General features: G+C 67.6%; 20 protein-coding genes. 11 read left to right on the top strand and 9 right to left on the bottom strand.

Annotated features, from left to right (window positions below; translation table 11 throughout):
- The coding region (locus tag G3N92_RS05225; protein WP_206126392.1) for an ATP-binding cassette domain-containing protein at positions 1–861 on the bottom strand (861 nt) is incomplete at its 3' end.
- Between the two features lie 203 nt (positions 862–1064).
- On the opposite strand from G3N92_RS05225, the gene G3N92_RS05230 reads away from it, so the two are divergent.
- Complete coding sequence (locus G3N92_RS05230) at positions 1065–2099, top strand: LacI family DNA-binding transcriptional regulator (protein WP_206126393.1); 1035 nt, start codon at positions 1065–1067, stop codon at positions 2097–2099.
- Positions 2100–2111: 12 nt separating this feature from the next.
- On the opposite strand, the gene G3N92_RS05235 is transcribed toward G3N92_RS05230, so the two are convergent.
- Both G3N92_RS05235 and gltP read right to left on the bottom strand, forming a co-directional pair.
- The gene (locus G3N92_RS05235) at positions 2112–3386 is read right to left on the bottom strand and encodes an aminotransferase class V-fold PLP-dependent enzyme (RefSeq protein ID WP_206126394.1); all 1275 of its coding nucleotides are present in this window, start codon (positions 3384–3386) and stop codon (positions 2112–2114) included.
- Between the two features lie 59 nt (positions 3387–3445).
- Positions 3446–4771: a glutamate/aspartate:proton symporter GltP gene (gene gltP / locus G3N92_RS05240; protein WP_206126395.1), complete on the bottom strand. Its 1326-nt coding sequence runs from the start codon at positions 4769–4771 to the stop codon at positions 3446–3448.
- A gap of 130 nt (positions 4772–4901) precedes the next feature.
- Between gltP and G3N92_RS05245 the strand changes: the two genes are divergently transcribed.
- Positions 4902–5810, top strand: coding sequence for a LysR family transcriptional regulator (locus G3N92_RS05245; RefSeq protein WP_206126396.1), 909 nt, complete (start codon positions 4902–4904; stop codon positions 5808–5810).
- A gap of 13 nt (positions 5811–5823) precedes the next feature.
- On the opposite strand, the gene G3N92_RS05250 is transcribed toward G3N92_RS05245, so the two are convergent.
- Complete coding sequence (locus G3N92_RS05250) at positions 5824–6681, bottom strand: SDR family NAD(P)-dependent oxidoreductase (protein ID WP_206126397.1); 858 nt, start codon at positions 6679–6681, stop codon at positions 5824–5826.
- 25 nt (positions 6682–6706) lie between these two features.
- Positions 6707–7021 carry a helicase gene (locus G3N92_RS05255; RefSeq protein WP_206126398.1) on the bottom strand — a complete coding sequence of 105 codons (315 nt, stop codon included), beginning with the start codon at positions 7019–7021 and terminating at the stop codon, positions 6707–6709.
- A gap of 117 nt (positions 7022–7138) precedes the next feature.
- Here G3N92_RS05255 and G3N92_RS05260 point away from each other — a divergent pair, with 117 nt between their 5' ends.
- From G3N92_RS05260 to G3N92_RS05295, 8 genes are all read left to right on the top strand, one after another.
- Positions 7139–7885 carry an alpha/beta fold hydrolase gene (locus G3N92_RS05260; protein WP_241014598.1) on the top strand — a complete coding sequence of 249 codons (747 nt, stop codon included), beginning with the start codon at positions 7139–7141 and terminating at the stop codon, positions 7883–7885.
- Between the two features lie 343 nt (positions 7886–8228).
- A complete protein-coding gene (locus tag G3N92_RS05265; RefSeq protein WP_241014600.1) occupies positions 8229–8840 on the top strand; it encodes a PadR family transcriptional regulator in 612 nt (203 codons plus the stop codon).
- A gap of 32 nt (positions 8841–8872) precedes the next feature.
- Entirely contained in the window at positions 8873–9700 is an 828-nt protein-coding gene (locus tag G3N92_RS05270) for a siderophore-interacting protein (protein WP_206126400.1), read from the top strand.
- Between the two features lie 290 nt (positions 9701–9990).
- Positions 9991–10230 (top strand): hypothetical protein, encoded by a 240-nt coding sequence (locus tag G3N92_RS05275; protein WP_206126401.1) that lies wholly within the window; start codon positions 9991–9993, stop codon positions 10228–10230.
- A 406-nt stretch (positions 10231–10636) separates the two neighbouring features.
- Complete coding sequence (locus tag G3N92_RS05280) at positions 10637–11377, top strand: acetoacetate decarboxylase (protein WP_206126402.1); 741 nt, start codon at positions 10637–10639, stop codon at positions 11375–11377.
- Between the two features lie 61 nt (positions 11378–11438).
- Positions 11439–12224, top strand: coding sequence for a 3-hydroxybutyrate dehydrogenase (locus G3N92_RS05285; protein WP_206126403.1), 786 nt, complete (start codon positions 11439–11441; stop codon positions 12222–12224).
- Complete coding sequence (locus G3N92_RS05290; RefSeq protein ID WP_206126404.1) at positions 12221–13435, top strand: patatin-like phospholipase family protein; 1215 nt, start codon at positions 12221–12223, stop codon at positions 13433–13435. Before G3N92_RS05285 ends, G3N92_RS05290 begins: the two co-directional genes overlap by 4 nt.
- Positions 13436–13552: 117 nt before the next feature.
- Positions 13553–14017 (top strand): hypothetical protein, encoded by a 465-nt coding sequence (locus G3N92_RS05295; RefSeq protein WP_206126405.1) that lies wholly within the window; start codon positions 13553–13555, stop codon positions 14015–14017.
- A gap of 120 nt (positions 14018–14137) precedes the next feature.
- On the opposite strand, the gene kdgD is transcribed toward G3N92_RS05295, so the two are convergent.
- The 4 genes from kdgD to G3N92_RS05315 form a co-directional block, all read right to left on the bottom strand.
- Positions 14138–15055, bottom strand: a complete 918-nt coding sequence (kdgD, locus tag G3N92_RS05300; protein WP_206126406.1) for a 5-dehydro-4-deoxyglucarate dehydratase — start codon at positions 15053–15055, stop codon at positions 14138–14140.
- Positions 15056–15119: 64 nt separating this feature from the next.
- On the bottom strand, positions 15120–16469 hold the full coding sequence (gene gudD / locus G3N92_RS05305; protein ID WP_206126407.1) for a glucarate dehydratase: 1350 nt from the start codon (positions 16467–16469) through the stop codon (positions 15120–15122).
- Positions 16470–16568: 99 nt separating this feature from the next.
- On the bottom strand, positions 16569–17900 hold the full coding sequence (locus G3N92_RS05310; protein ID WP_206126408.1) for an MFS transporter: 1332 nt from the start codon (positions 17898–17900) through the stop codon (positions 16569–16571).
- Positions 17901–18069: 169 nt separating this feature from the next.
- A complete protein-coding gene (locus G3N92_RS05315; RefSeq protein WP_206126409.1) occupies positions 18070–18210 on the bottom strand; it encodes a hypothetical protein in 141 nt (46 codons plus the stop codon).
- A 181-nt stretch (positions 18211–18391) separates the two neighbouring features.
- Here G3N92_RS05315 and G3N92_RS05320 point away from each other — a divergent pair, with 181 nt between their 5' ends.
- Positions 18392–19102 (top strand): FadR/GntR family transcriptional regulator, encoded by a 711-nt coding sequence (locus G3N92_RS05320; protein WP_206126410.1) that lies wholly within the window; start codon positions 18392–18394, stop codon positions 19100–19102.
- The last annotated feature ends 39 nt before the right edge of the window (positions 19103–19141 follow it).

The raw sequence follows: 19141 nt of genomic DNA on the forward strand, positions 1-19141 counted from the left end.
AACCGCGGCGCCGGCGAGCCCCGCCGCCGCGGTGATCATGGCGAGCAGCGTGTGCCACATGCGCTCGCCGCTGCGATCCGAATGTCGGCCCCACGCGAGCATTCCGATCATCCCGCAAAAATAAGGCGAGCCGATGAAGCCCGCCACGAACAGGCTCGCCGGCCGGTGATACAGCTCCAGCGGCGCGCCGACCTGGGCGATGCTGCCGTGGCGTTCGGCGTCCGCGCCGGCCTGCAGCAGCACGATCTTGTCGGCCAGCGTCATCGCCTCGATCTGGTCGTGCGTGACGTAGACCACGCTCGCGCCCGCGAACTGCCGGTGCAGACGGCCGATCTCGATGCGGGTCTGGCCGCGCAGCGTCGCATCGAGGTTGGACAGCGGCTCGTCGAACAGGAACACGCCGGGCTCGCGCACGATCGCGCGGCCGATCGCCACGCGCTGGCGCTGGCCGCCCGACAGCGCCTTCGGGTAGCGATCGAGCAGCGCGTCGAGTTGCAGGATGCGGGCCGCGTCGCGCACCCGCCTGTCGATCTCGGCCTTCGGCGTTTTCGCGAGGCGCAGGCCGAACGCGATGTTCTCGTAGACGGTCATGTGCGGAAACAGCGCGTAGCTCTGGAACACCATCGCCACGCCGCGCTGCGCGGCCGGCACGTCGTTGACGCGCCGCCCGTCGATATGCACGTCGCCCTCGGTCACGTCCTCCAGCCCCGCGATCATGCGCAGCAAGGTGGATTTGCCGCAGCCCGACGGGCCGAGAAACACGCAGAACTCGTGGGCGCCGATCTCCAGGTCGATCCCGTGAATGACGGGCGCGCCGTGCCCGTAGGCTTTTTGCACGCCGGCCAACGAAATGCTCGCCATTGCTGCGTCTCCGTGATGTAATCGCGCTCACTCAATGATTAAGCGCTTAATCTTCTGCAATCGAAAAAACCGACCTGTGGCCGATCGGTTGATTCGTCTCCGTATTGCTTGTCGTGCGTTCTGATTGCCGGAACATGATGCAACGCGCTCGCGTTGTCATGCAAATACTGAACACGCCGTCCCAGATACTAAACATCCGATCGATGACCACGCTGAACGAAGTCGCCGAAGCGGCGGGCGTCACGCCCGCGACCGTCTCCAACGTGCTGCGCAACCGCGGCCGGGTGGGCGCGAAGACGCGCGAGCGCGTGCTGGCCGCCGTCGAGGCGCTCGGCTACCGCCCGCACCTGGCCGCGCGCGCGCTGGCCGAGGGGCGCGCGCCCACGCTCGCGCTGATGGTGTCGAGCATCGCGAACCCGTTCTATCCCGAGTTCGCGCTCGCGGTGGAACACGCGCTGCGCCGCAGCGGGCGGTTCCTGATCATCTGCAACACCGAGAACGATCCCGACATCGGGCGCGCGTATCTGCAACAGATTGCCGGCACGCTGTCCGAGGGCGTGCTCGTGATGAACGCCAACCTCGATCTCGACGATCTGCACCGCACCATGGAACGCGGCACGCCGGTGGTGCTGTGCATGTGGGAGCGCCCCGAGGCCGCGCCGGCGCTGCCAAGCGTGGCGGTGGATTTCCGGCGCGCGGGCGAACTGGCCGCGCAGCATCTGCTGGAGCTCGGGCATCGCCGGATCGGCGCGATCGTCGGCAGCAAGGTGTCGGGCATCCACGCGGCGCGTTACGAGGGCTTTCTCGACGCGCTCGCGGTGGCCGGCCTCGACGGCGCGGCCGCGCCGCTGCGCTACGGGCCGGATACCGTGCAGGGCGGCTACGAGGCCGCGCGCGCGTTGCTCGAGGCGCACCCCGAGCTGACCGCGCTGTTCGCCACCAACGACCTGCCCGCGCTCGGCGCGATGCACGCCGCCGCCGACGCGGGGCTGGCGATCCCGGCGCAGCTCTCGGTGGTCGGCATCACCGACATTCAGCTGGCGCGCGAATCGCGGCCCGCGCTGACCACCGTGGCGGTGCCGACGGCCGAGGCGGCCGCGCTGGCGGTGGAGCTGCTCGGCGATTTGATCGAGGCCGAAGCCAAGGGCGCCGATGCGCGAGCCGACGCGGTGCGCACGCGCGTGACGTCGCCGCCGTGGCTGGTGGTGCGCGCATCGACGGCGCGGCCGCGCGAATAGCGCGCCCCGCGCTCAGATCGCCGCGGCGATCTCGGCCGTCACGGCCAGGAAGCGTTCGATGTCGCGCGGCGCGTGGCAATGCAGCGGCGAGACGCGCACCGCCCCTTCGAGGCCGAACGAGCGCAGCATGCGGCCCGAGTACAGGCTCGTGCCGATCCGCTCGTAGACGATCACGCCGCGCTTCGCGTACTCGCGCACGGCGGCCGTCGGATCGAGCCCGTCGAAGCCGATTCCGGCGATCAGGTCGCGGCGCGTCAGGTCGTCGTGATCCCAGAACACCGTCACGCCGTCGATCGCACGCAGCCCGCGCTGCGCCGGCGTGCCGTCGAGCAGCAGCACGAGCAGCGCGCGCTCGTGTTCCTCGATGCGCTGCATGCCCTGCACGAACTGCTCGCGGCGATCCTGCGCATCGCCGAACTGCGCGCCGATCCACGCCACGTAATCGACGATCGCGCTGATCACCTCGAAATGCGCCGGCGCGGGGCTGCCGAGCTCCCACACGTCGGGCGCCTTCGCGTCGAGCCGGTGATGCGGCAGCGTCGCGAGCCGCTCCGACAGCCAGGTCACGCCCGCGCCGCGGCAGCCGAAGAATTTGTACGGCGCGAAGTTGATGCCGTCCACCGGCGTCTTCTGCAGGTCGATCGCCGCGTGCGGCGCGTGCTGCACGGCGTCCACGATGATGAACAGGCCCGGCTTGCGCGCGCGGGCGCGCTCGACGATCGCGGCGATGTCGAGCTTCGCGCCCGAGATGTTCGACGCGTACATCACGCTGAGCAGCGCGGTGTCGTCGTCGATCAGCGCGACGATCGCGTCCACGTCCACGCCGCCCGTTTCGGGGTTGCTAGGCGCGACGCGCAGCGTCTTGCCGGTCAGCGCGCAGTAGCGCTGCATCGCGTCGAACGACGACGGGTGCTCGAGGATGGTGGTCACCGCATTGCCGCCGGGCACGTTCTCCATCACCGCGCGCACCATCTCGAACATCGCCGCCGACGCCGTCAGCGAGAGGTACACGCTGCCGCCGCGCGCGTTGAGGATATGGCGCACATCGGCCTCGCCCTTGGCCTGCACGTCCTGCAGGAACAGCGCGCGCGCGTGGATGCGCTCGGGGCAATCGGGCAGCGCGTCGATGCGCGCGAACGCCTCGGAGGCCGCCTTCAGCCGGAACGAGCCGCCGGCGTTGTCGAAAAACAGCCGCTCGCTGCCGTCGGCATCGTGGTCGACGTAATGAAAGCGCTGCTTGATCTGCGCCATGAGGGCGTCGGAGAACAGGTGTCCCTGGCTGGTCATCGGAGTGGTTCCTGAAAGTGAATCGGGTAAAGGCTTGGAATGGCGCGATGCAGGGCGGCTCAGTCGTCGAGCGACGCGAGGTAGGCGCGGCCCTTCTCGGCGTCGTACTGGCGCTCCCATTTCGCGATCACGAGCGGGGCCAGCGCGTTGCCGACCACGTTCAGCGCGGTGCGGCCCATGTCCATGATGCGATCGACGCCGGCGATGAACGCGAGCCCTTCGAGCGGCAGCCCGGCGCTGGCGAGCGTGGTCAGCAGGATCACGAACATGAAGCCCGGCACGCCGGCCGCGCCCTTCGACGTCACGACCATCGTGAGCACCAGCACCAGTTGCTCCTGCAGGCCGAGATGCACGTTGTAGAGCTGCGCGACGAACAGCGTGCCGATGCCGAGGTAGATCGACGCGCCGTCGAGGTTGAACGTGTAGCCGGTGGGCACCACGAACGTGGTGATGCTCTTGGGCACGCCGTAGTCCTCCATCTTCTTCATCAGTTGCGGCAGCACCGAGGCCGAACTGCAGGTGGAGAACGCGATGATCAGTTCGTCCTTGATCACGCGCAGCAGCGTGAAGATCCGGAATCCGAACAGTCTGGCCGTCACGCCGAGCACGCAGACGGCGAACAGCGCGATCGCCAGATAGGTCACCGCCACCAGCTTGATCAGCGGCAGCAGCGAGCCGAAGCCGAAATTCGCCACCGTGATCGCGATCAGCGCGCACACGCCGAACGGCGCATAGCGCATCACCATGCCGGTCACCTTGAACATGGTGTCGCCGATGCCCTTGAAGGTGGCCAGCACCGGCGCGCGATATTCAGCCGGCACGGTCTGCAGGCCGAGCCCGAACAGCACCGAGAAGAAGATCACCGGCAGCAGATCGCCGCGCCCCATCGACATCACGATGTTGTCGGGCACGATGCCGAGCAGCAGCGTCATGAAGCCGTGATGGCCCTGCGTCTGCTGCGAGGTCTGCTGGAAGCGCGTGATGTCGGTGTGCGCGAGTTGCGAGAGATCGGTGCCCACGCCCGGGTGCAGCACGTTGCCGAGCACCAGGCCGAGCACGATCGCGATCGTCGTGACGATCTCGAAGTAGATCAGCGTCTTCAGGCCGATGCGGCCGAGCGAGCGCCCGTCGCCCACGCCCGCGATGCCCACCACCATGCTGGTGAACACGATCGGCACCACCACCATCTTGATCAGGCGGATGAAGATGTCGCCGGCGGGCTGCAGGAAGCCGTCGATCGCCTGCGCGCGCAGCGACGGGTAGTGATTCAGCACCGCGCCCACCGCGATGCCGGCCACGAGGCCGATCAGGATCTGCCAGGCGAGGCTGACGCGCGGCTTGCGCTCGGCCCGAGCCGGGCGAGGGGTGTCGATGACGGAGTCCATGGTGTCTCCAGAGGCTGGCGGTTGGCATGCATCGGCATGCGATGGGCCAAAACATAAGCAGCCAAAAGAAACGAAAAAAGCGATATTTTGTTATGAGAAACTATCGCTTTAATTCATCCATGCGGTCGCCGTGCTCACGTTCAAGCAAATGGAAGCGCTGTACTGGATCGTCAAGCTCGGTTCGTTCGAGGCTGCCGCCGCGCGGCTGAACACCACGCAATCGGCGATCTCGAAACGCGTGCAGGAGCTGGAGCGCGCGTTCGACATCGCCGTGTTCGACCGCGCGAACCGCAGCGCGCGGCTGACCGAGAAAGGCAGCGAATTCTTCGATTACGCGCAGGCGCTGCTCGAGCAGCGCGACCGGGTGGTCGAGCGCATCAGCTCGAAAACCTCGCTGGTGCGGCAGATCCGCATCGGCGTGACGGAGCTGACCGCGCTGACCTGGCTGCCGCGCCTGATCGCGGCGATCCAGGCCGAATACCCGAAGGTCACGGTGGAGGCGGAGGTGGATCTGAACGCCACGCTGCGCGAGCGGCTCGCGGCGGGCACGGTGGACGTGATCATCGTGCCGCAGACGCACGAGGCCGAAGCCGTCTCGGCCACGCTCGTGGGGCACGTCGAGAATGCCTGGATGTGCGCGGCCCATCTGGCGCCGCGCAAGCGGCGCATCGCGCTGGCCGACATCACGCAGTTCCAGCTGATCCTGCAGGGCGGGTTGTCCGGCACCGGGCATGTGTACAGCCGCTTCCTCGAGGCGCAGGGCGTGGCCTTGCAGAAGACGCTGGCCAGCAGCAGCTTGATCGCGCAGATCGGGCTGGCGCTGTCGGGGCTCGGCATCACCTACCTGCCGCGGGCCTGCCTGTCGCGCATGCTCGAACAGGGCGCGCTGGTGGAGGTGGCCACCACGCCGGCCCTGCCGCCGATCCGCTACCTCGCCATGCATCGCGGCGACGAGCCGCATTCGCTGAGCGCCGCCGTGGCGCGGCTCGCGGCGCAGTCGTGCGATTTCACGTCGAACCTGCTCGATCCGGGCAAGTGACTGCGATGTGGGGTCAGGCGTCGCGCCGGCCGGCCATCGAGCTGCGCCGGTAAGCCTTCACGAAGATCCGCTGATACGCGGCGCCAAGGCACGCGGCGAGCCAATAGACGATTCGCGCGTCGCGCCCGATCACCACGCGCCGCGCATTGCGGCGCACGCCGCGCAGGATCCGCTCGGCCACTTCGTCGGGCGACGTGACGGCGATGGTCTGGTTGCCGCTGCGGCGATGCATCGCCACGTCGCGGCCGGTCAGGTCGCTGACGCGCGGATCGATGCGCGACGCGTTGACGATGTTGGTGGCCACGCCGCCCGGATGCACGCAGGTCGCGCTGACCGGCGCCCGCATCAGTTCCAGTTCCATCCGTAAGGATTCCGTATAGCCGCGCACCGCGAACTTGCTCGCGTTGTAGGCGCTTTGCGTGGGCGCGGCCACCAGCCCGAAGATGCTGGAGAGGTTGACGATGTGGCCGTCGCCCGATTCGATCAGATGCGGCAGGAACGCCTGGGTGCCGTTCACCACGCCCCAGAAATTCACGCGCATCAGCCATTCGAAATCGTCGATCGACATCGTGGCCGCCAGCGCCGTGAGCGACACGCCGGCGTTGTTGAAGAGCAGATGGATCGCGCCGTGGCGCGCCTTCACGTCGCGCGCCCAGGCCATCACGGCGTCGCGGTCGCCCACATCCACGCGGTACTGCGAGACGGTCACGCCCGCGCTGGCGCACAGCGCGGCCGTTTCGGCCAGGCCGGCCGGCTCCACGTCCGACAGCGCGAGATGGCAGCCCGCGTTCGCCAGCGCGCGCGCGAGGCTGCGGCCGATGCCCGAGCCCGCGCCGGTGATGACGGCGAGCTTGCCGTCGAACGATTTCATGCCGGGCAGTGCGTGCGCGCGCCGCTCAGGCTTCGTCGAGCCAGGGCATGTCCACCGGCGACACGACCAGTTGCTGGCCTTCGCGCTTCGTCTCGAAGATGAAGCCGACCAGGATCATCGAATCGGCGTAGGGGATCGGAAACACGTGCGGGTTGTCCGCGTCGCGCAGCGGATGCTCGGGCGTGTTCGCCGTGGCCGCCGCGTTCTCGCGCACGCTTTCCAGCTCGTCGGCCATGGCCTGGCCGCTGACTTTCAGAACACGGCTGCGCAGATCGGTGAAGGGCTCGATCCGCGCCCCGTCTTCGTGATACTCGGGCACTTCGTAGATGAACCAGGACATGGGTTTCTCCCAGGAAAAGGTCGCCATTCTAACAAGCGCGCGGCCCCGCCCGCCGGCGCCGGCGCGCCGTTCGCCGGTCTGCAGTAAGCTCGTGCGTCGCCGTCATTCCCCGTTCCCATGCGCATCGTTCCGCTGGCCCGTTCCCGCTCCGCCCTGCCCACGCTGATCTGCCTGCCCGGCGCGATGTGCAGCCCGCTCGTCTATGAGGAGGCCGCGCGGCTGTCGGGCCTGAACGCCGACGCCCTCGCGTGGCTGGAGGACGACGGCGCGTTCGCGCTCGACGCGATCGCGCGGCGCATCGTCGACGCCCTTCCCGGCGGGCAGGATCTGATCCTGGTCGGGCATTCGCTCGGCACGCCGCTCGCCGTCCTGGCCGCGCTCGCCGCGCACCGGCGCGCCGACGTGCGTATTCGAGGCCTGGTACTGGCCAACAGCGGCGCGAACACGAAGGGGCATGGCGACGCGTCGGGCATCGTGCGGCGCATCGAGGCCGAATGGGGCGAGCCGATGTGGCAGGCGTTCGCCGCGCGCTGCTTCCGGACGTTGCCCGCGCCGCCGCTGCGCGACGAGATCGTCGGGTATCCCAAGCAATTGCGCAGCGCAGCCGTGGCGCAGGCGATCCGCAGCCAGATCGAGACGGACCTGCTGCCGCTGCTGCCCGGTCTGCCGGCGATGCCGGCGGCCGTGGTGCACGGCGCGTTCGACGTCGCGCGCACGCTCGCGCATGCCGAGGAACTGGCTGGGGCGATTCCGGGTGCGGCGTTGCATGTGCTGCAGACGGGGCATACGAGTTGCGCGGAAGCGCCGGGGGAATTCGCGGGGATTGTGCGCGAGGTGGCGGAGCGGGCGGCAGGTTCCCGCTGACGGATGCCCACTGGGCGCCCGCACCCCGCGCGATTTCCCTCCCGGCCGGCCTCTTCGCCGGCCTTTTCTTTTGGCGGCCCTCGACACCCGCCCCGCTCGCTCCCCCATTTTTCCCCTTGACCTTATATCTTTCGATATATATCTTTCGATACATCTTTAGATATCTACGAAGGAGAACACCATGCGTCGTTCCCACCATCACCCGAGCCGCGACGGCGTCGACAGCGACATTCGCCATGCCCACGGCCACGAGCACCACTATCACCATGGTCACCACCACGGCCATCATCACGCGCATCACCACGGCCACGGCCCCCGCCACGCCCTGCACAAGCTCTGGGCGATGGCCGGCGGCCGGCGCGGCGGCGGCCGTCACGGCTTCGGCGGCGGCTTTCCCGAAGGCTTCGGCGGCCCCGGCGGCTTCGACGATCCGCGCATGCCGCGCGGCCGTCAGTTCAATTCCGACGACCTGCAACTGATGCTGCTGTCGCTGCTCGCCGCGCAGCCGAGCCACGGCTACGAGCTGATCAAGGCGCTCGACACGCGCTCGCAGGGCTTCTACGTGCCGAGCCCCGGCATGGTCTACCCGGCGCTGACCTATCTCGAGGAAGTGGGCTACGTGACGGTCGAAGTGGACGGCAACCGCAAGCGCTACGCGCTCGCCGACGCCGGCCGCGCGCAGCTCGATGCGGAACGCGAGCGCGTGAACCTGCTGTTCGCGAAGCTCGAACACCTCGGCCGCAAGATGGAATTCATGCGCCGCGCGATGGCCGGCCAGACCGACGCGGCGGACGGCACGCCCGACGGCGGCTGGCTGCCCGAATTCGTCGAGGCGCGCATGGCGCTGAAGGCGGCGCTGTTCCGCAAGAGCGCCGCGGCCCCCGGCGAACAGCAACGTATCGCCGCGATCCTGCGCCGCGCGGCGGCGGACATCGACGGCACGCCCGAAGCCTGAGCGCGGCCCGACCCAACCCGGAGAATCGATCGATGCAGAACCCGACTGAACGCGCCGTGACGCGCGTGCGCCATACCCTCAAACGCCGTGCGCTGACCGTCAAGCAGGTCACGCGCGTGACCCCGCACCTGCTGCGCGTGACGCTGACCGGCGACGATCTCGACGACTTCGTCAGCGCGTCGTTCGACGATCACGTCAAGGTGTTCTTCCCCGCGCCGGGCGACACCGATGCGCCGCTGCCCGAACTCGGCCCGAACGGCCTGGTGCTGCCCGAAGGCGCGCCGAAGCCGATCATGCGCGACTTCACGCCCCGCCGTTACGATCGCGAAGCGCGCGAGCTCGACCTCGAATTCGTGCTGCATCACCCGGGGCCCGCTTCGCAATGGGCCGCGCAGGCCGCTGTCGGCCAGCCGCTCGCGATCGGCGGGCCGCGCGGATCGTTCGTCGTCCCGACGGATTTCGACTGGCATCTGCTGATCGGCGACGACACCGCGCTGCCGGCCATCGCGCGCCGCCTCGAGGAGCTGCCGGCCGGCACGCGCGCCGCCGTGGTGGTGGAAGTGGCCGACGCCTCGGCGCAGATCGACTTCGCGACGCAGGCCGAGGTCTATGCGATCTGGCGCTATCGCGACAGCCCGGCGGCCAGCCACGGCGCGGCCGGCGCGCAACTGGTCGACGCCTTGCGCGATCTGCCGCTGCCGGACGGCGATGGCTACGTGTGGGCGGCCGGCGAAGCCGCCGCGATGCGCGCGGTGCGCCAGCACCTGTGCGACGAACGCGGCGTGCACAAGTCGCGCATCCGCGCCTCGGCGTACTGGAAGCGCGGCGCCGAAGGCGTCCACGAATCGCTCGACGACTGACGCCACCGCGCAGCAATGAACCAGCCGGCCGCCCAGGCCGGCTTTCGCATGGAAAGGATGTGAAGATCTGAAACGGCGCGTGGCGAATCGGCATCGCCGCCGCCGCGCCGCCATCTGCGTGCCCCGCCGTCGTGGTATATATCTTCGGATTGCTTGACGTCCGGGCCGATGTGGGCCGCGGCGCAGCAGGTACGCAGAACGCGGCGGCACGTGGGCCGGCCGCGATCGCTGCGAACGACCAACCGGTGTTCGCCTTCGCGAACACGCGTTCATCGCTTCGGCGCACGATCATGAACACGGATAACACTACGCACGCTTCGCTCGCCCGGTCGCTCCGGATCCTCGGCTACGGCGTGCTCGCCGTCATCGCGATCGCGCTGTTCGTGGCGATGTGCGCGATCCTGCACGACGGCGAACTGAACCGCGAAATCGCGCGCGGCTCCGCCACCGACACACCCGAATTGCACAGCGGCACCGGCAGCTCGCCGGACGTCGCGCCCGAATCCGCCACCGCGAAATCGCCGGGCTGATCGCACTCGGCCTCGCACCGCCGCCACTGAATCGTTTCTGAAAGCCGCACGGAAAGCATTCTGAAATATCATGCTGCGGCGCGGCACTTCGACGGTTGCGCACTGCAAAAAGTTCATCGACGCATGCGATGCGCGCGTCGCTGCAGAGTGCCGCGCGATCCCGTATCCTCTCACCTCACATCCCGCAAAGCCTCACCGCTCGCGCTCACAAGAACGTCATCGGCACGCGGGAAGATGCGATTTCGGCGTTTCGATTCCATCGATTTTCCAAATCGATTCTGCATTTTCTGGCCGGAAAGCTGCAGATTAAGCAATAAACTTTTCCGCGTGCGGCGGCGCACAATCGATCGGCAACGGCATACGATAGCGACACGCTTCCAACAGCAGCCTTCAACAAGGAGTCCGCATGAACCCGAGTCAAGTCCTGTCCAATGCGTTCGCGATGCCGCTCACGAGCCCGGCTTTTCCGATGGGGCCTTACCGCTTCATCAACCGTGAGTTCCTGATCATCACGTACCGCACCGACATGGACCGGCTGCGCGAAATCGTCCCCGAGCCGCTCAAGGTCACGCAGCCGCTCGTGCACTACGAATTCATCCGCATGCCCGATTCGACGGGGTTCGGCGATTACACCGAAAGCGGCCAGGTGATCCCCGTCGAGTTCGACGGCAAGCCCGGCGGCTACACGCTCGCGATGTACCTCAACGATCACCCGCCGATCGCCGGCGGCCGCGAATTGTGGGGATTCCCGAAGAAACTCGCGCAGCCCACGCTCGAAACGCATATCGACACATTGCTCGGCACGCTCGATTACGGCCCGGTGCGCGTGGCCACCGGCACGATGGGCTACAAGCACAAGGAACTCGATCTGGTCGAACAGCAGCAGCGCCTGGCCGGCGCGAACTACCTGCTGAAGATCATTCCGCACGTCGACGGCAGCCCGCGCATCTGCGAACTGGTCCGCTACTACCTGCAGGACATCAAGATGAAGGGCGCGTGGACAGGCCCGGCCTCGCTGCATCTCGCGCCGCACGCGCTCGCGCCGGTGGCCGATCTCCCGGTGCTCGAAATCGTCGAGGCCCGTCACATCATGGCGGATCTGACGCTGGGCCTCGGCGAAGTCGTCCACGATTACCTCGCGAAGTAACGCACGCAGTAACGCATCGCCTCACCTGAAACTCCTCCAACCACTACTCAGGAACACGATCATGAGCAATCTGAATGGCAAGACCGCAGTCGTGACGGGCGCCGCAAGCGGCATCGGCAAGGAAATCGCGCTGGAGCTGGCCAAGGCCGGCGCAGCGGTGGCGATCGCCGACCTGAACCAGGACGGCGCGAACGCCGTGGCCGAGCAGATCAAGGCAGCGGGCGGCAAGGCGATCGGCGTGGCGATGGACGTCACGAACGAAGACGCCGTGAACGCCGGCATCGACAAGGTGGCCGCCGAGTTCGGCACGGTCGACATCCTCGTGTCGAACGCGGGCATCCAGATCGTCAACCCGATCGAAAACTATTCGTTCTCCGATTGGAAGAAGATGCAGGCGATCCACGTGGACGGCGCGTTCCTGACGACCAAGGCCGCGCTCAAGCACATGTACAAGGACGATCGCGGCGGCGTGGTGATCTACATGGGCTCGGTGCACTCGCACGAAGCGTCGCCGCTGAAGTCGGCCTACGTGACGGCCAAGCACGGCCTGCTGGGTCTGGCCCGCGTGCTGGCCAAGGAAGGCGCGAAGCACAACGTGCGTTCGCACGTGGTCTGCCCGGGCTTCGTGCGCACGCCGCTGGTCGACAAGCAGATCCCGGAACAGGCGAAGGAACTCGGCATCAGCGAGGAAGAAGTCGTCAAGAACGTGATGCTCGGCGACACGGTGGACGGCGTGTTCACCACGGTGCAGGACGTCGCGCAAACGGTGCTGTTCCTGTCGGCGTTCCCGAGCGCGGCGCTGACGGGCCAGTCGTTCGTCGTCAGCCACGGCTGGTTCATGCAATGAAGCCGCACGCCCGTACCGAGAGACAGGCGAGCGACCCCGACCTGCGTCCCGAGGCCGGCGCGCCGGCCGCGCGCACGCTGCCGTACGAAACCGTCGCGCTCGTGCTGCAAGGTGGCGGTGCGCTCGGCTCGTATCAGGCGGGCGTGTTCGAAGGCTTGCACGAAGCGGGCATGCCGCTCAACTGGATCGCCGGCATTTCGATCGGCGCGCTGAACACCGCGCTGATCGCCGGCAATCCGCCCGAGCGGCAAGTCGAGCGGCTGCGCGAGTTCTGGAACACGATCTGCCAGCCGGCGTTCTTCCCGGCGCTGCCGTCGGCGATCGAATTCGCGCTGTTCAACAGCGTCGAATCGGTCCGGCAGGCGTTCACCGCCTCGCAGGCGGCCAGCGCGATCATGCAGGGGCAGCGTGGCTTCTTCGTGCCGCGCTTCCCGCCGCCGCTGCCCGGCGTGCGCGACGACGATCCGACCCGCGTCAGCTATTACGACACGTCGGCGCTGCGCGAGACGCTGCTCGAGTTCTGCGATTTCGATCTGATCAACTCGGGCAAGATCCGCGTGTCGGTCGGCGCGGTGAACGTGGCCACCGGCAACTTCACGTACTTCGACAACACGAAGATCACGCTGCGCCCCGAGCATTTCATGGCCTCGGGCGCGTTGCCGCCGGCCTTCCCGCCCGTCGAGATCGACGGTCAGTACTACTGGGATGGCGGCGTGGTGTCGAACACGCCGCTGATGGAAGTGCTGCGCGCCTCGCCGCGCCGCGACACGCTCGCGTTCCAGGTGGATCTGTGGAACGCGCGCGGGCCGTTGCCGGCCACGCTCGCCGATGTGGCCGAGCGGACCAAGGACGTGCAGTATTCGAGCCGGACACGCCTCGTGACCGACACGCTGCAACGCGAACAGCGCTTCCGCAACGTGCTGCGCCGCGTGCTCGAGCTCGTGCCGGAAGACGTGCGCAACAGCGATCCGTGGTGCCAGCAGGCCGACGTGCTGTCCACCGGCAAGCGCTACAACGTCCAGCATCTGATCTACCAGCAGAAGCCCTACGAGCACGACTACAAGGACTATCAGTTCGGTACGTCGACGATGCGCGACCACTGGTCGGCCGGCCTCGCCGATATCCGCAACACGCTGGGCGTGCCCGACGCGCTCGAGTTGCCGACCAACGACGCGGGCTTCGTCACGCACGACATCCACCGTCCGCGCTGACGCCGTTCGGGCAAGCCGCGCCGCTCGCGCGCGGCCTTGTCCTCACATCGCATGGCCGGCGCGGCTTCGCCGGCCATGCGATGCCTCCTTCCTCCCCCTCCTTGCCCTGCTTCCGCCATGCCGATCCTGATCGTTCTCCTCGTGTTCGCCGCGCTCGTCTGGGGCGCGATTGCCGCGTTTCATGCCGTGGCCGCGCAGTTCGGCGCGGGCGTGGCGATCGGCGTGTCGTGCGTGGCGGCGGTGCTGCTCGCGCTGGCCGTGGCGGCCTGGCTGCGCAGCCGGCGCGAGATCGCGCCGAACACCAGGGAAGGCGGCTGGACGCATGCGGTGCGTCACGGCGCGGTGGAACTGAAGCTGTCCGCCACGCAGGGGCTGCTGTGGCTCTCGCAGGACGGCGCCACCGGCACCTACACGCTGACCGACGTGGCCGGCTGCCGCGCGCAGCAACACGGCGAACGCTGGCAGCTCGCGATCGCGCTGCACGATGCGCGGCACCCGGCGTGGGCGCTCCCCATGCCGAGCCAGCGCGAGGCGAAGCGCTGGGCGCGCGTCGTCACGCTGGCGAAGGCCGGCAAGCTGTAACGCGCCGCCTGCCGCACCGCGCACAAAAAACGAAACGCCCGGCCCGCACGCTGCACGATATGCAGCGGCGGCCGGGCGTTACGCGTTGCCGGCGGATAAGGCCGGCGTCGGCGATCGGGCTTACTGCGCGCCGAGCTTCTTGATCAGCACGTCGAGTTCGGCCACTTCCTCTTCGGTCAGGTCCGTCAGCGGTGCGCGCACCGGGCCGGCATCGTGGCCGACCAGCTTCGCGCCGGCCTTGACGATGCTGACCGCGTAGCCTGCACGGCGGTTGCGGATCTTCAGGTACGGCAGGAAGAAGTCGTCGATCAGCTTGCCGACCGTTTCGTGATCTTCAGCGGCGATCGCGTGGTAGAAATCCATCGCCGTCTTCGGGATGAAGTTGAACACGGCCGACGAGTACACCGGCACGCCCAGCGCCTTGTAGGCCGCTGCGTACACTTCCGCGGTCGGCAGGCCGCCGAGGTAGGCGAAGCGATCGCCGAGGCGGCGGCGGATCGTGACCATCGGTTCGATCTCGCCCACGCCGTCCTTGAAGCCGATCAGGTTCGGGCAACGGTCGGCCAGACGCTCGAGCATGTCGGCGTTCAGCTTCGAATTGGCGCGGTTGTAGATGATCACGCCGATGTCCGGCACGGCCTTGCACACTTCTTCGGCGTGCAGCGCGATGCCTTCCTGCGACGCTTCGGTCAGGTAATGCGGCATCAGCAGGATGCCGTTCGCGCCGAGGCGCTGCGCTTCCTGCGCGTACTCGATCGCCACGCGCGTCGGGCCGCCGGCGCCGGCCAGGATCGGCACCTTGCCCTTGCAGGTTTCGGTGGCAGTGCGCACCACGTTCGAGTAATCGGCTTGCGTCAGCGAGAAGAATTCGCCCGTGCCGCCGGCCACGAACAGCGCCGAGGCGCCGTACGGGGCGAGCCATTCGAGGCGTTCGATGAACGTATCCGCGCGGAAATTGCCTTGCGCGTCGAAATCGGTGACGGGGAAGGACAGCAGCCCTTCGGAGATGATCTGCTTCAGTTCTTGCGGCGTGGTCATGAGCTTGCCTGCTTCAAGGGTGAATGAGGTTCGGGAATTCGATGCGGCGTGACGGGGTGCGCGCTCAGCGCACCAGGCACGGACGCTTGTTGTCGAACTTCCAGTTGGGGATCAGGTACTGCATGGCGATGCCGTCGTCGCGCGCGCCCAGGCCGTGCTGTTCGTACAGCGCGTTGGCGCGTTCGAGCGCATCCATGTCCAGCTCGATGCCGAGGCCCGGCTTGGCCGGCACCTTGACCTTGCCGCCGACGATCTGCAGCGGGTCCTGCGTCAGGAACTGGCCGTCCTGCCAGATCCAGTGCGTGTCGATCGCCGTGATCTTGCCCGGCGCGGCGGCGGCCACGTGCGTGAACATCGCCAGCGACACGTCGAAGTGGTTGTTCGAGTGCGAACCCCAGGTCAGGCCCCAGTCGTTGCACATCTGCGCGACGCGCACCGAGCCCTGCATCGTCCAGAAGTGCGGATCGGCCAGCGGGATGTCGACCGATTGCAACTGGATCGCGTGGCCCATCTGGCGCCAATCCGTCGCGATCATGTTGGTGGCCGTCGGCAGGCCGGTGGCGCGGCGGAACTCGGCCATCACCTCGCGGCCCGAGTAGCCGTTTTCCGCGCCGCACGGATCTTCCGCGTAGGCCAGCACGCCGTGCAGGTCGCGGCACAGGCGCACGGCTTCGGCCAGCGACCACGCGCCGTTCGGATCGAGCGTCACGCGCGCGTCCGGGAAGCGTTCGGCCAGCGCCTTCGCGGCTTCGATTTCCTCGTCGCCGGACAGCACGCCGCCCTTGAGCTTGAAGTCGTTGAAACCGTAACGGGCCTGCGCGGCTTCGGCCAGGCGCACCACGGCTTCCGGCGTCATCGCTTCCTCGGTGCGCAGGCGCTCCCAGTCGTCGCGGCCGTCGGCGCCGTTCGCGTACGGCAGGTCGGTCTTGTTGCGGTCGCCGATGTAGAACAGGTAGCCGAGCATTTCCACTTCGTCGCGCTGCTGGCCTTCGCCGAGCAGGGCCGCCACGGGCACGTTCAGGTGCTGGCCGAGCAGGTCGAGCAGCGCGGCTTCGAGCGCGGTGACGGCGTGGATCGTGGTGCGCAGATCGAACGTCTGGAGGCCGCGGCCGCCGGCGTCGCGGTCGGCGAACGCCGAGCGCACGCGGTTCAGCACCGCCTGCAGGTTGCCGATCGATTGGCCGACGACGATCTGGCGCGCATCGTCGATGGTCTTGCGGATCGATTCGCCGCCCGGCACTTCGCCGATGCCGGTGTGGCCGCTGCTGTCGCGCAGGATCACGATGTTGCGGGTGAAGAACGGGCCGTGCGCGCCGCTCAGGTTCATCAGCATGCTGTCGCGGCCGGCTACCGGCACGACGCGCAGCTCGGTCACGACAGGGGTGGCGTTCGCTTGGACGGAATTCGATGACATGGTGCGTTACCTGAAAAAGGCGCCGGCATCGGCGCTGGAAAAACGGTTCGAAAATCGGCGGCGCAGGTTGCGCGCCGCCACTCATTCATGCGCCGGGCGTTACTGCGAGCGGCCTTGCAGCGTGCCGCCGCCCTGCGTCGAATCGGCCGGCCGGCTGCGGGCGAAGAAGCCCGCCACCGCCGCGATCAGCGAGGCGACCGCCAGCCCGTACAGCCCGCCCTTGATCGAGCCGGTGTGCTGCTGCAGATACCCGAACGCGGCCGGCGCGAAGAAGCCGCCGAGGTTGCCGAGCGAGTTGATCAGCGCGATCACGCCGGCCGCCACGCGGGCGTCGAGATACCCCTGCGGAATCGGCCAGAACAGCGACGAGGCCGCCTTGAAACCGATCGCCGCGAAGCAGATCGCCACGAACGACAGCGTCGGATCGCTGGTGGTCGACGCGAACAGCCCGCACGCCGCGATCACGAGCGCCGTGGCCATCCACGCGCGCTGGTGGCGCCAGCGCGCCGATGCCATCGCGAAGCCGTACATCGCCACCATCGCGATCAGCCACGGAATCGCATTGAGCAGCCCGACCTGGAAATCGGACAGCCCGCCGATCTTGCGGATGATGGTCGGCAGCCAGAACGTGGCCGCGTAGATCGTCAGCTGGATCGCGAAATACAGGAAGCAGAACAGCAGGATCTGCGGATCGCGCAGCAGCTTCATGGTGGGCACGTGCGCGTTGCCGCGTGCGTCGCGCGCCGCCTGTTCGGCTGCGATGGTGGTGCGCAGCACCTGCTTTTCCTCGCCTGTCAGCCAGTGCGCGTCGTCGATGCGCGACTTCAGCAGCATCCAGCTCACGCCGCACAGCAGGATCGAAAAGCCGCCCTCGATCAGGAACATCCACTGCCAGCCCTTCAGCCCGAGGCCGGTGATCGACAGCAGGCTGCCCGTGATCGGCCCGGACAGCACCGACGCGAACGCCGAGCCGCCGAGGAAGATCGCTACGGCCTTGCCGCGCGACGCCTGCGGCAGCCACTGCGTGAAGTAGTACACCACGCCCGGGAAGAACCCGGCCTCGGCCACGCCGAGCAGGAAGCGCAGCACGTAGAACGATTGTTCGTTCTGCACGAAGGCCATCGCGCCCGCGACGACGCCCCAGGTGCCCATGATCCGCGTGAGCCAGGCGCGCGCGCCGAACTTCTGCATCAGCAGGTTCGACGGCACCTCGAACAGCGCGTAGCCGACGAAGAACAATCCGCTGCCGAACCCGTAGGCCGCGGCGCCGATGCCGAGATCGGCATGCATGTGCGAATTGACGAAGCCGATGTTCACGCGATCGATGTAGTTCGCGATGAACATGATCAGAAACAGCGGCATCACATGCCGCATCACCTTTGCGACCGCCGAATCGAGCGGGGCCGCTGCCGTACCGAGAGCTGCTGTCAACGATGTCTCCTGAATCGGCCGAAACCGGCCTGAACGACAGGACGCAACACCGTTCGTCGCACGCTGGCGATTTGCTGTGATACGTCGTCTGACAACATTGTAGTCGGACAACCTATCCGCTCGTTAGCCGCGTTAACCCTGAAGTCGTTCTATTCAGTGCCAAAGCGTATCACAGGACGCTTTCAGCGCGTTGACGAACGGCCGCCGAGCGCCCTGCTAGGACATCAGACAACATGAAATTTTCGCCATATTGCCCGATCTCGTCTGACAACGGCGCGCCATGGTTGTCCGACGAGATCGGGCGGTGCATCGCTGGCTCCAACGGCGGCGATCTGTCCGTGATTTCCCCATATCTGCCGTCGAATCGGCTCGCAACGGCCTCATTGCGGGGGTTTGCGGCTATGATGCCGGGATCCGGGACATCCGACGACACAGCGATCCGTCCCGTTTTCCCCAACCCGTTTCAGCACCGCTTCCGCCCGCATCCATCCATGAGCAGCCTGTCCGAGAAGGTCGTCGCCTCCCTGTCCGAAGAAATCCGCCGCGGCGCGTTGCGGCCGGGCGACCGGCTGCCGACCGAGGTCGCGATGATGAAACAGCTCTCGGTGAGCCGCTCGGTGATCCGCGAGGCGATCTCGCGGCTGCAGGCCGCGCGCATCGTCGAGACGCGGCACGGCGTGGGCACCTTCGTGCTCGCGCCGCAGAACGACGCGCCGATGCGGCTGCCCACCGCCGACCTGTCGAACATGCTCGACGCGATGGCGGTGATCGAATTCCGGATGGACGTGGAGGCGGCGTCGGCGGCATTGGCCGCGAAGCGGCGCACCGATCAGAACCTGCGGCAGATGCAGCTCGCGCTCGAACGCTTCGAGGCCGAGCTCGAACGCGGCAGCACCGACACGCTCGCGCACGACATCGAATTCCATCTGCATATCGCGCAGGCGAGCGGCAACCGCTATTTCGTCGACGTGCTGAGCCAGCTCGGCCGTTCGGTCAGCCCGCGCACGCGGCTCGGCAGCGCGGAAATCGCCGAACTCGATCAGATCGACCGGCTGCGCAGCGTGCTCGACGAGCACCGCTGGATCTATCACGCGATCGAACGGCAGGACCCGGACGATGCGCGCGCGGCCATGCGCGTGCACCTGAGCAAGAGCCGCGAACGCCTGCAGCAGGCGCACGACACGAGCCATCCGAGCGCCTGACGGCACAGTTTTCCCCGATCCCGAAAAACCTCACCTTTC

Source organism: Burkholderia sp. Ac-20379, from assembly GCF_017104645.1.
Classification (GTDB): domain Bacteria; phylum Pseudomonadota; class Gammaproteobacteria; order Burkholderiales; family Burkholderiaceae; genus Burkholderia.

Coding starts and splice junctions, on each gene's coding strand:
- G3N92_RS05320 (WP_206126410.1), top strand. CDS start 18,392: ATGAGCAGCCTGTCCGAGAAGGTCGTCGCCTCCCTGTCCGAAGAAATC.
- G3N92_RS05260 (WP_241014598.1), top strand. CDS start 7,139: ATGCGCATCGTTCCGCTGGCCCGTTCCCGCTCCGCCCTGCCCACGCTG.
- kdgD (WP_206126406.1), bottom strand. CDS start 15,055: ATGACCACGCCGCAAGAACTGAAGCAGATCATCTCCGAAGGGCTGCTG.
- G3N92_RS05230 (WP_206126393.1), top strand. CDS start 1,065: ATGACCACGCTGAACGAAGTCGCCGAAGCGGCGGGCGTCACGCCCGCG.
- gudD (WP_206126407.1), bottom strand. CDS start 16,469: ATGTCATCGAATTCCGTCCAAGCGAACGCCACCCCTGTCGTGACCGAG.
- G3N92_RS05250 (WP_206126397.1), bottom strand. CDS start 6,681: ATGAAATCGTTCGACGGCAAGCTCGCCGTCATCACCGGCGCGGGCTCG.
- G3N92_RS05280 (WP_206126402.1), top strand. CDS start 10,637: ATGAACCCGAGTCAAGTCCTGTCCAATGCGTTCGCGATGCCGCTCACG.
- G3N92_RS05235 (WP_206126394.1), bottom strand. CDS start 3,386: ATGACCAGCCAGGGACACCTGTTCTCCGACGCCCTCATGGCGCAGATC.
- G3N92_RS05285 (WP_206126403.1), top strand. CDS start 11,439: ATGAGCAATCTGAATGGCAAGACCGCAGTCGTGACGGGCGCCGCAAGC.
- G3N92_RS05265 (WP_241014600.1), top strand. CDS start 8,229: ATGGCCGGCGGCCGGCGCGGCGGCGGCCGTCACGGCTTCGGCGGCGGC.
- gltP (WP_206126395.1), bottom strand. CDS start 4,771: ATGGACTCCGTCATCGACACCCCTCGCCCGGCTCGGGCCGAGCGCAAG.
- G3N92_RS05315 (WP_206126409.1), bottom strand. CDS start 18,210: ATGCACCGCCCGATCTCGTCGGACAACCATGGCGCGCCGTTGTCAGAC.
- G3N92_RS05275 (WP_206126401.1), top strand. CDS start 9,991: ATGAACACGGATAACACTACGCACGCTTCGCTCGCCCGGTCGCTCCGG.
- G3N92_RS05295 (WP_206126405.1), top strand. CDS start 13,553: ATGCCGATCCTGATCGTTCTCCTCGTGTTCGCCGCGCTCGTCTGGGGC.
- G3N92_RS05270 (WP_206126400.1), top strand. CDS start 8,873: ATGCAGAACCCGACTGAACGCGCCGTGACGCGCGTGCGCCATACCCTC.
- G3N92_RS05290 (WP_206126404.1), top strand. CDS start 12,221: ATGAAGCCGCACGCCCGTACCGAGAGACAGGCGAGCGACCCCGACCTG.
- G3N92_RS05255 (WP_206126398.1), bottom strand. CDS start 7,021: ATGTCCTGGTTCATCTACGAAGTGCCCGAGTATCACGAAGACGGGGCG.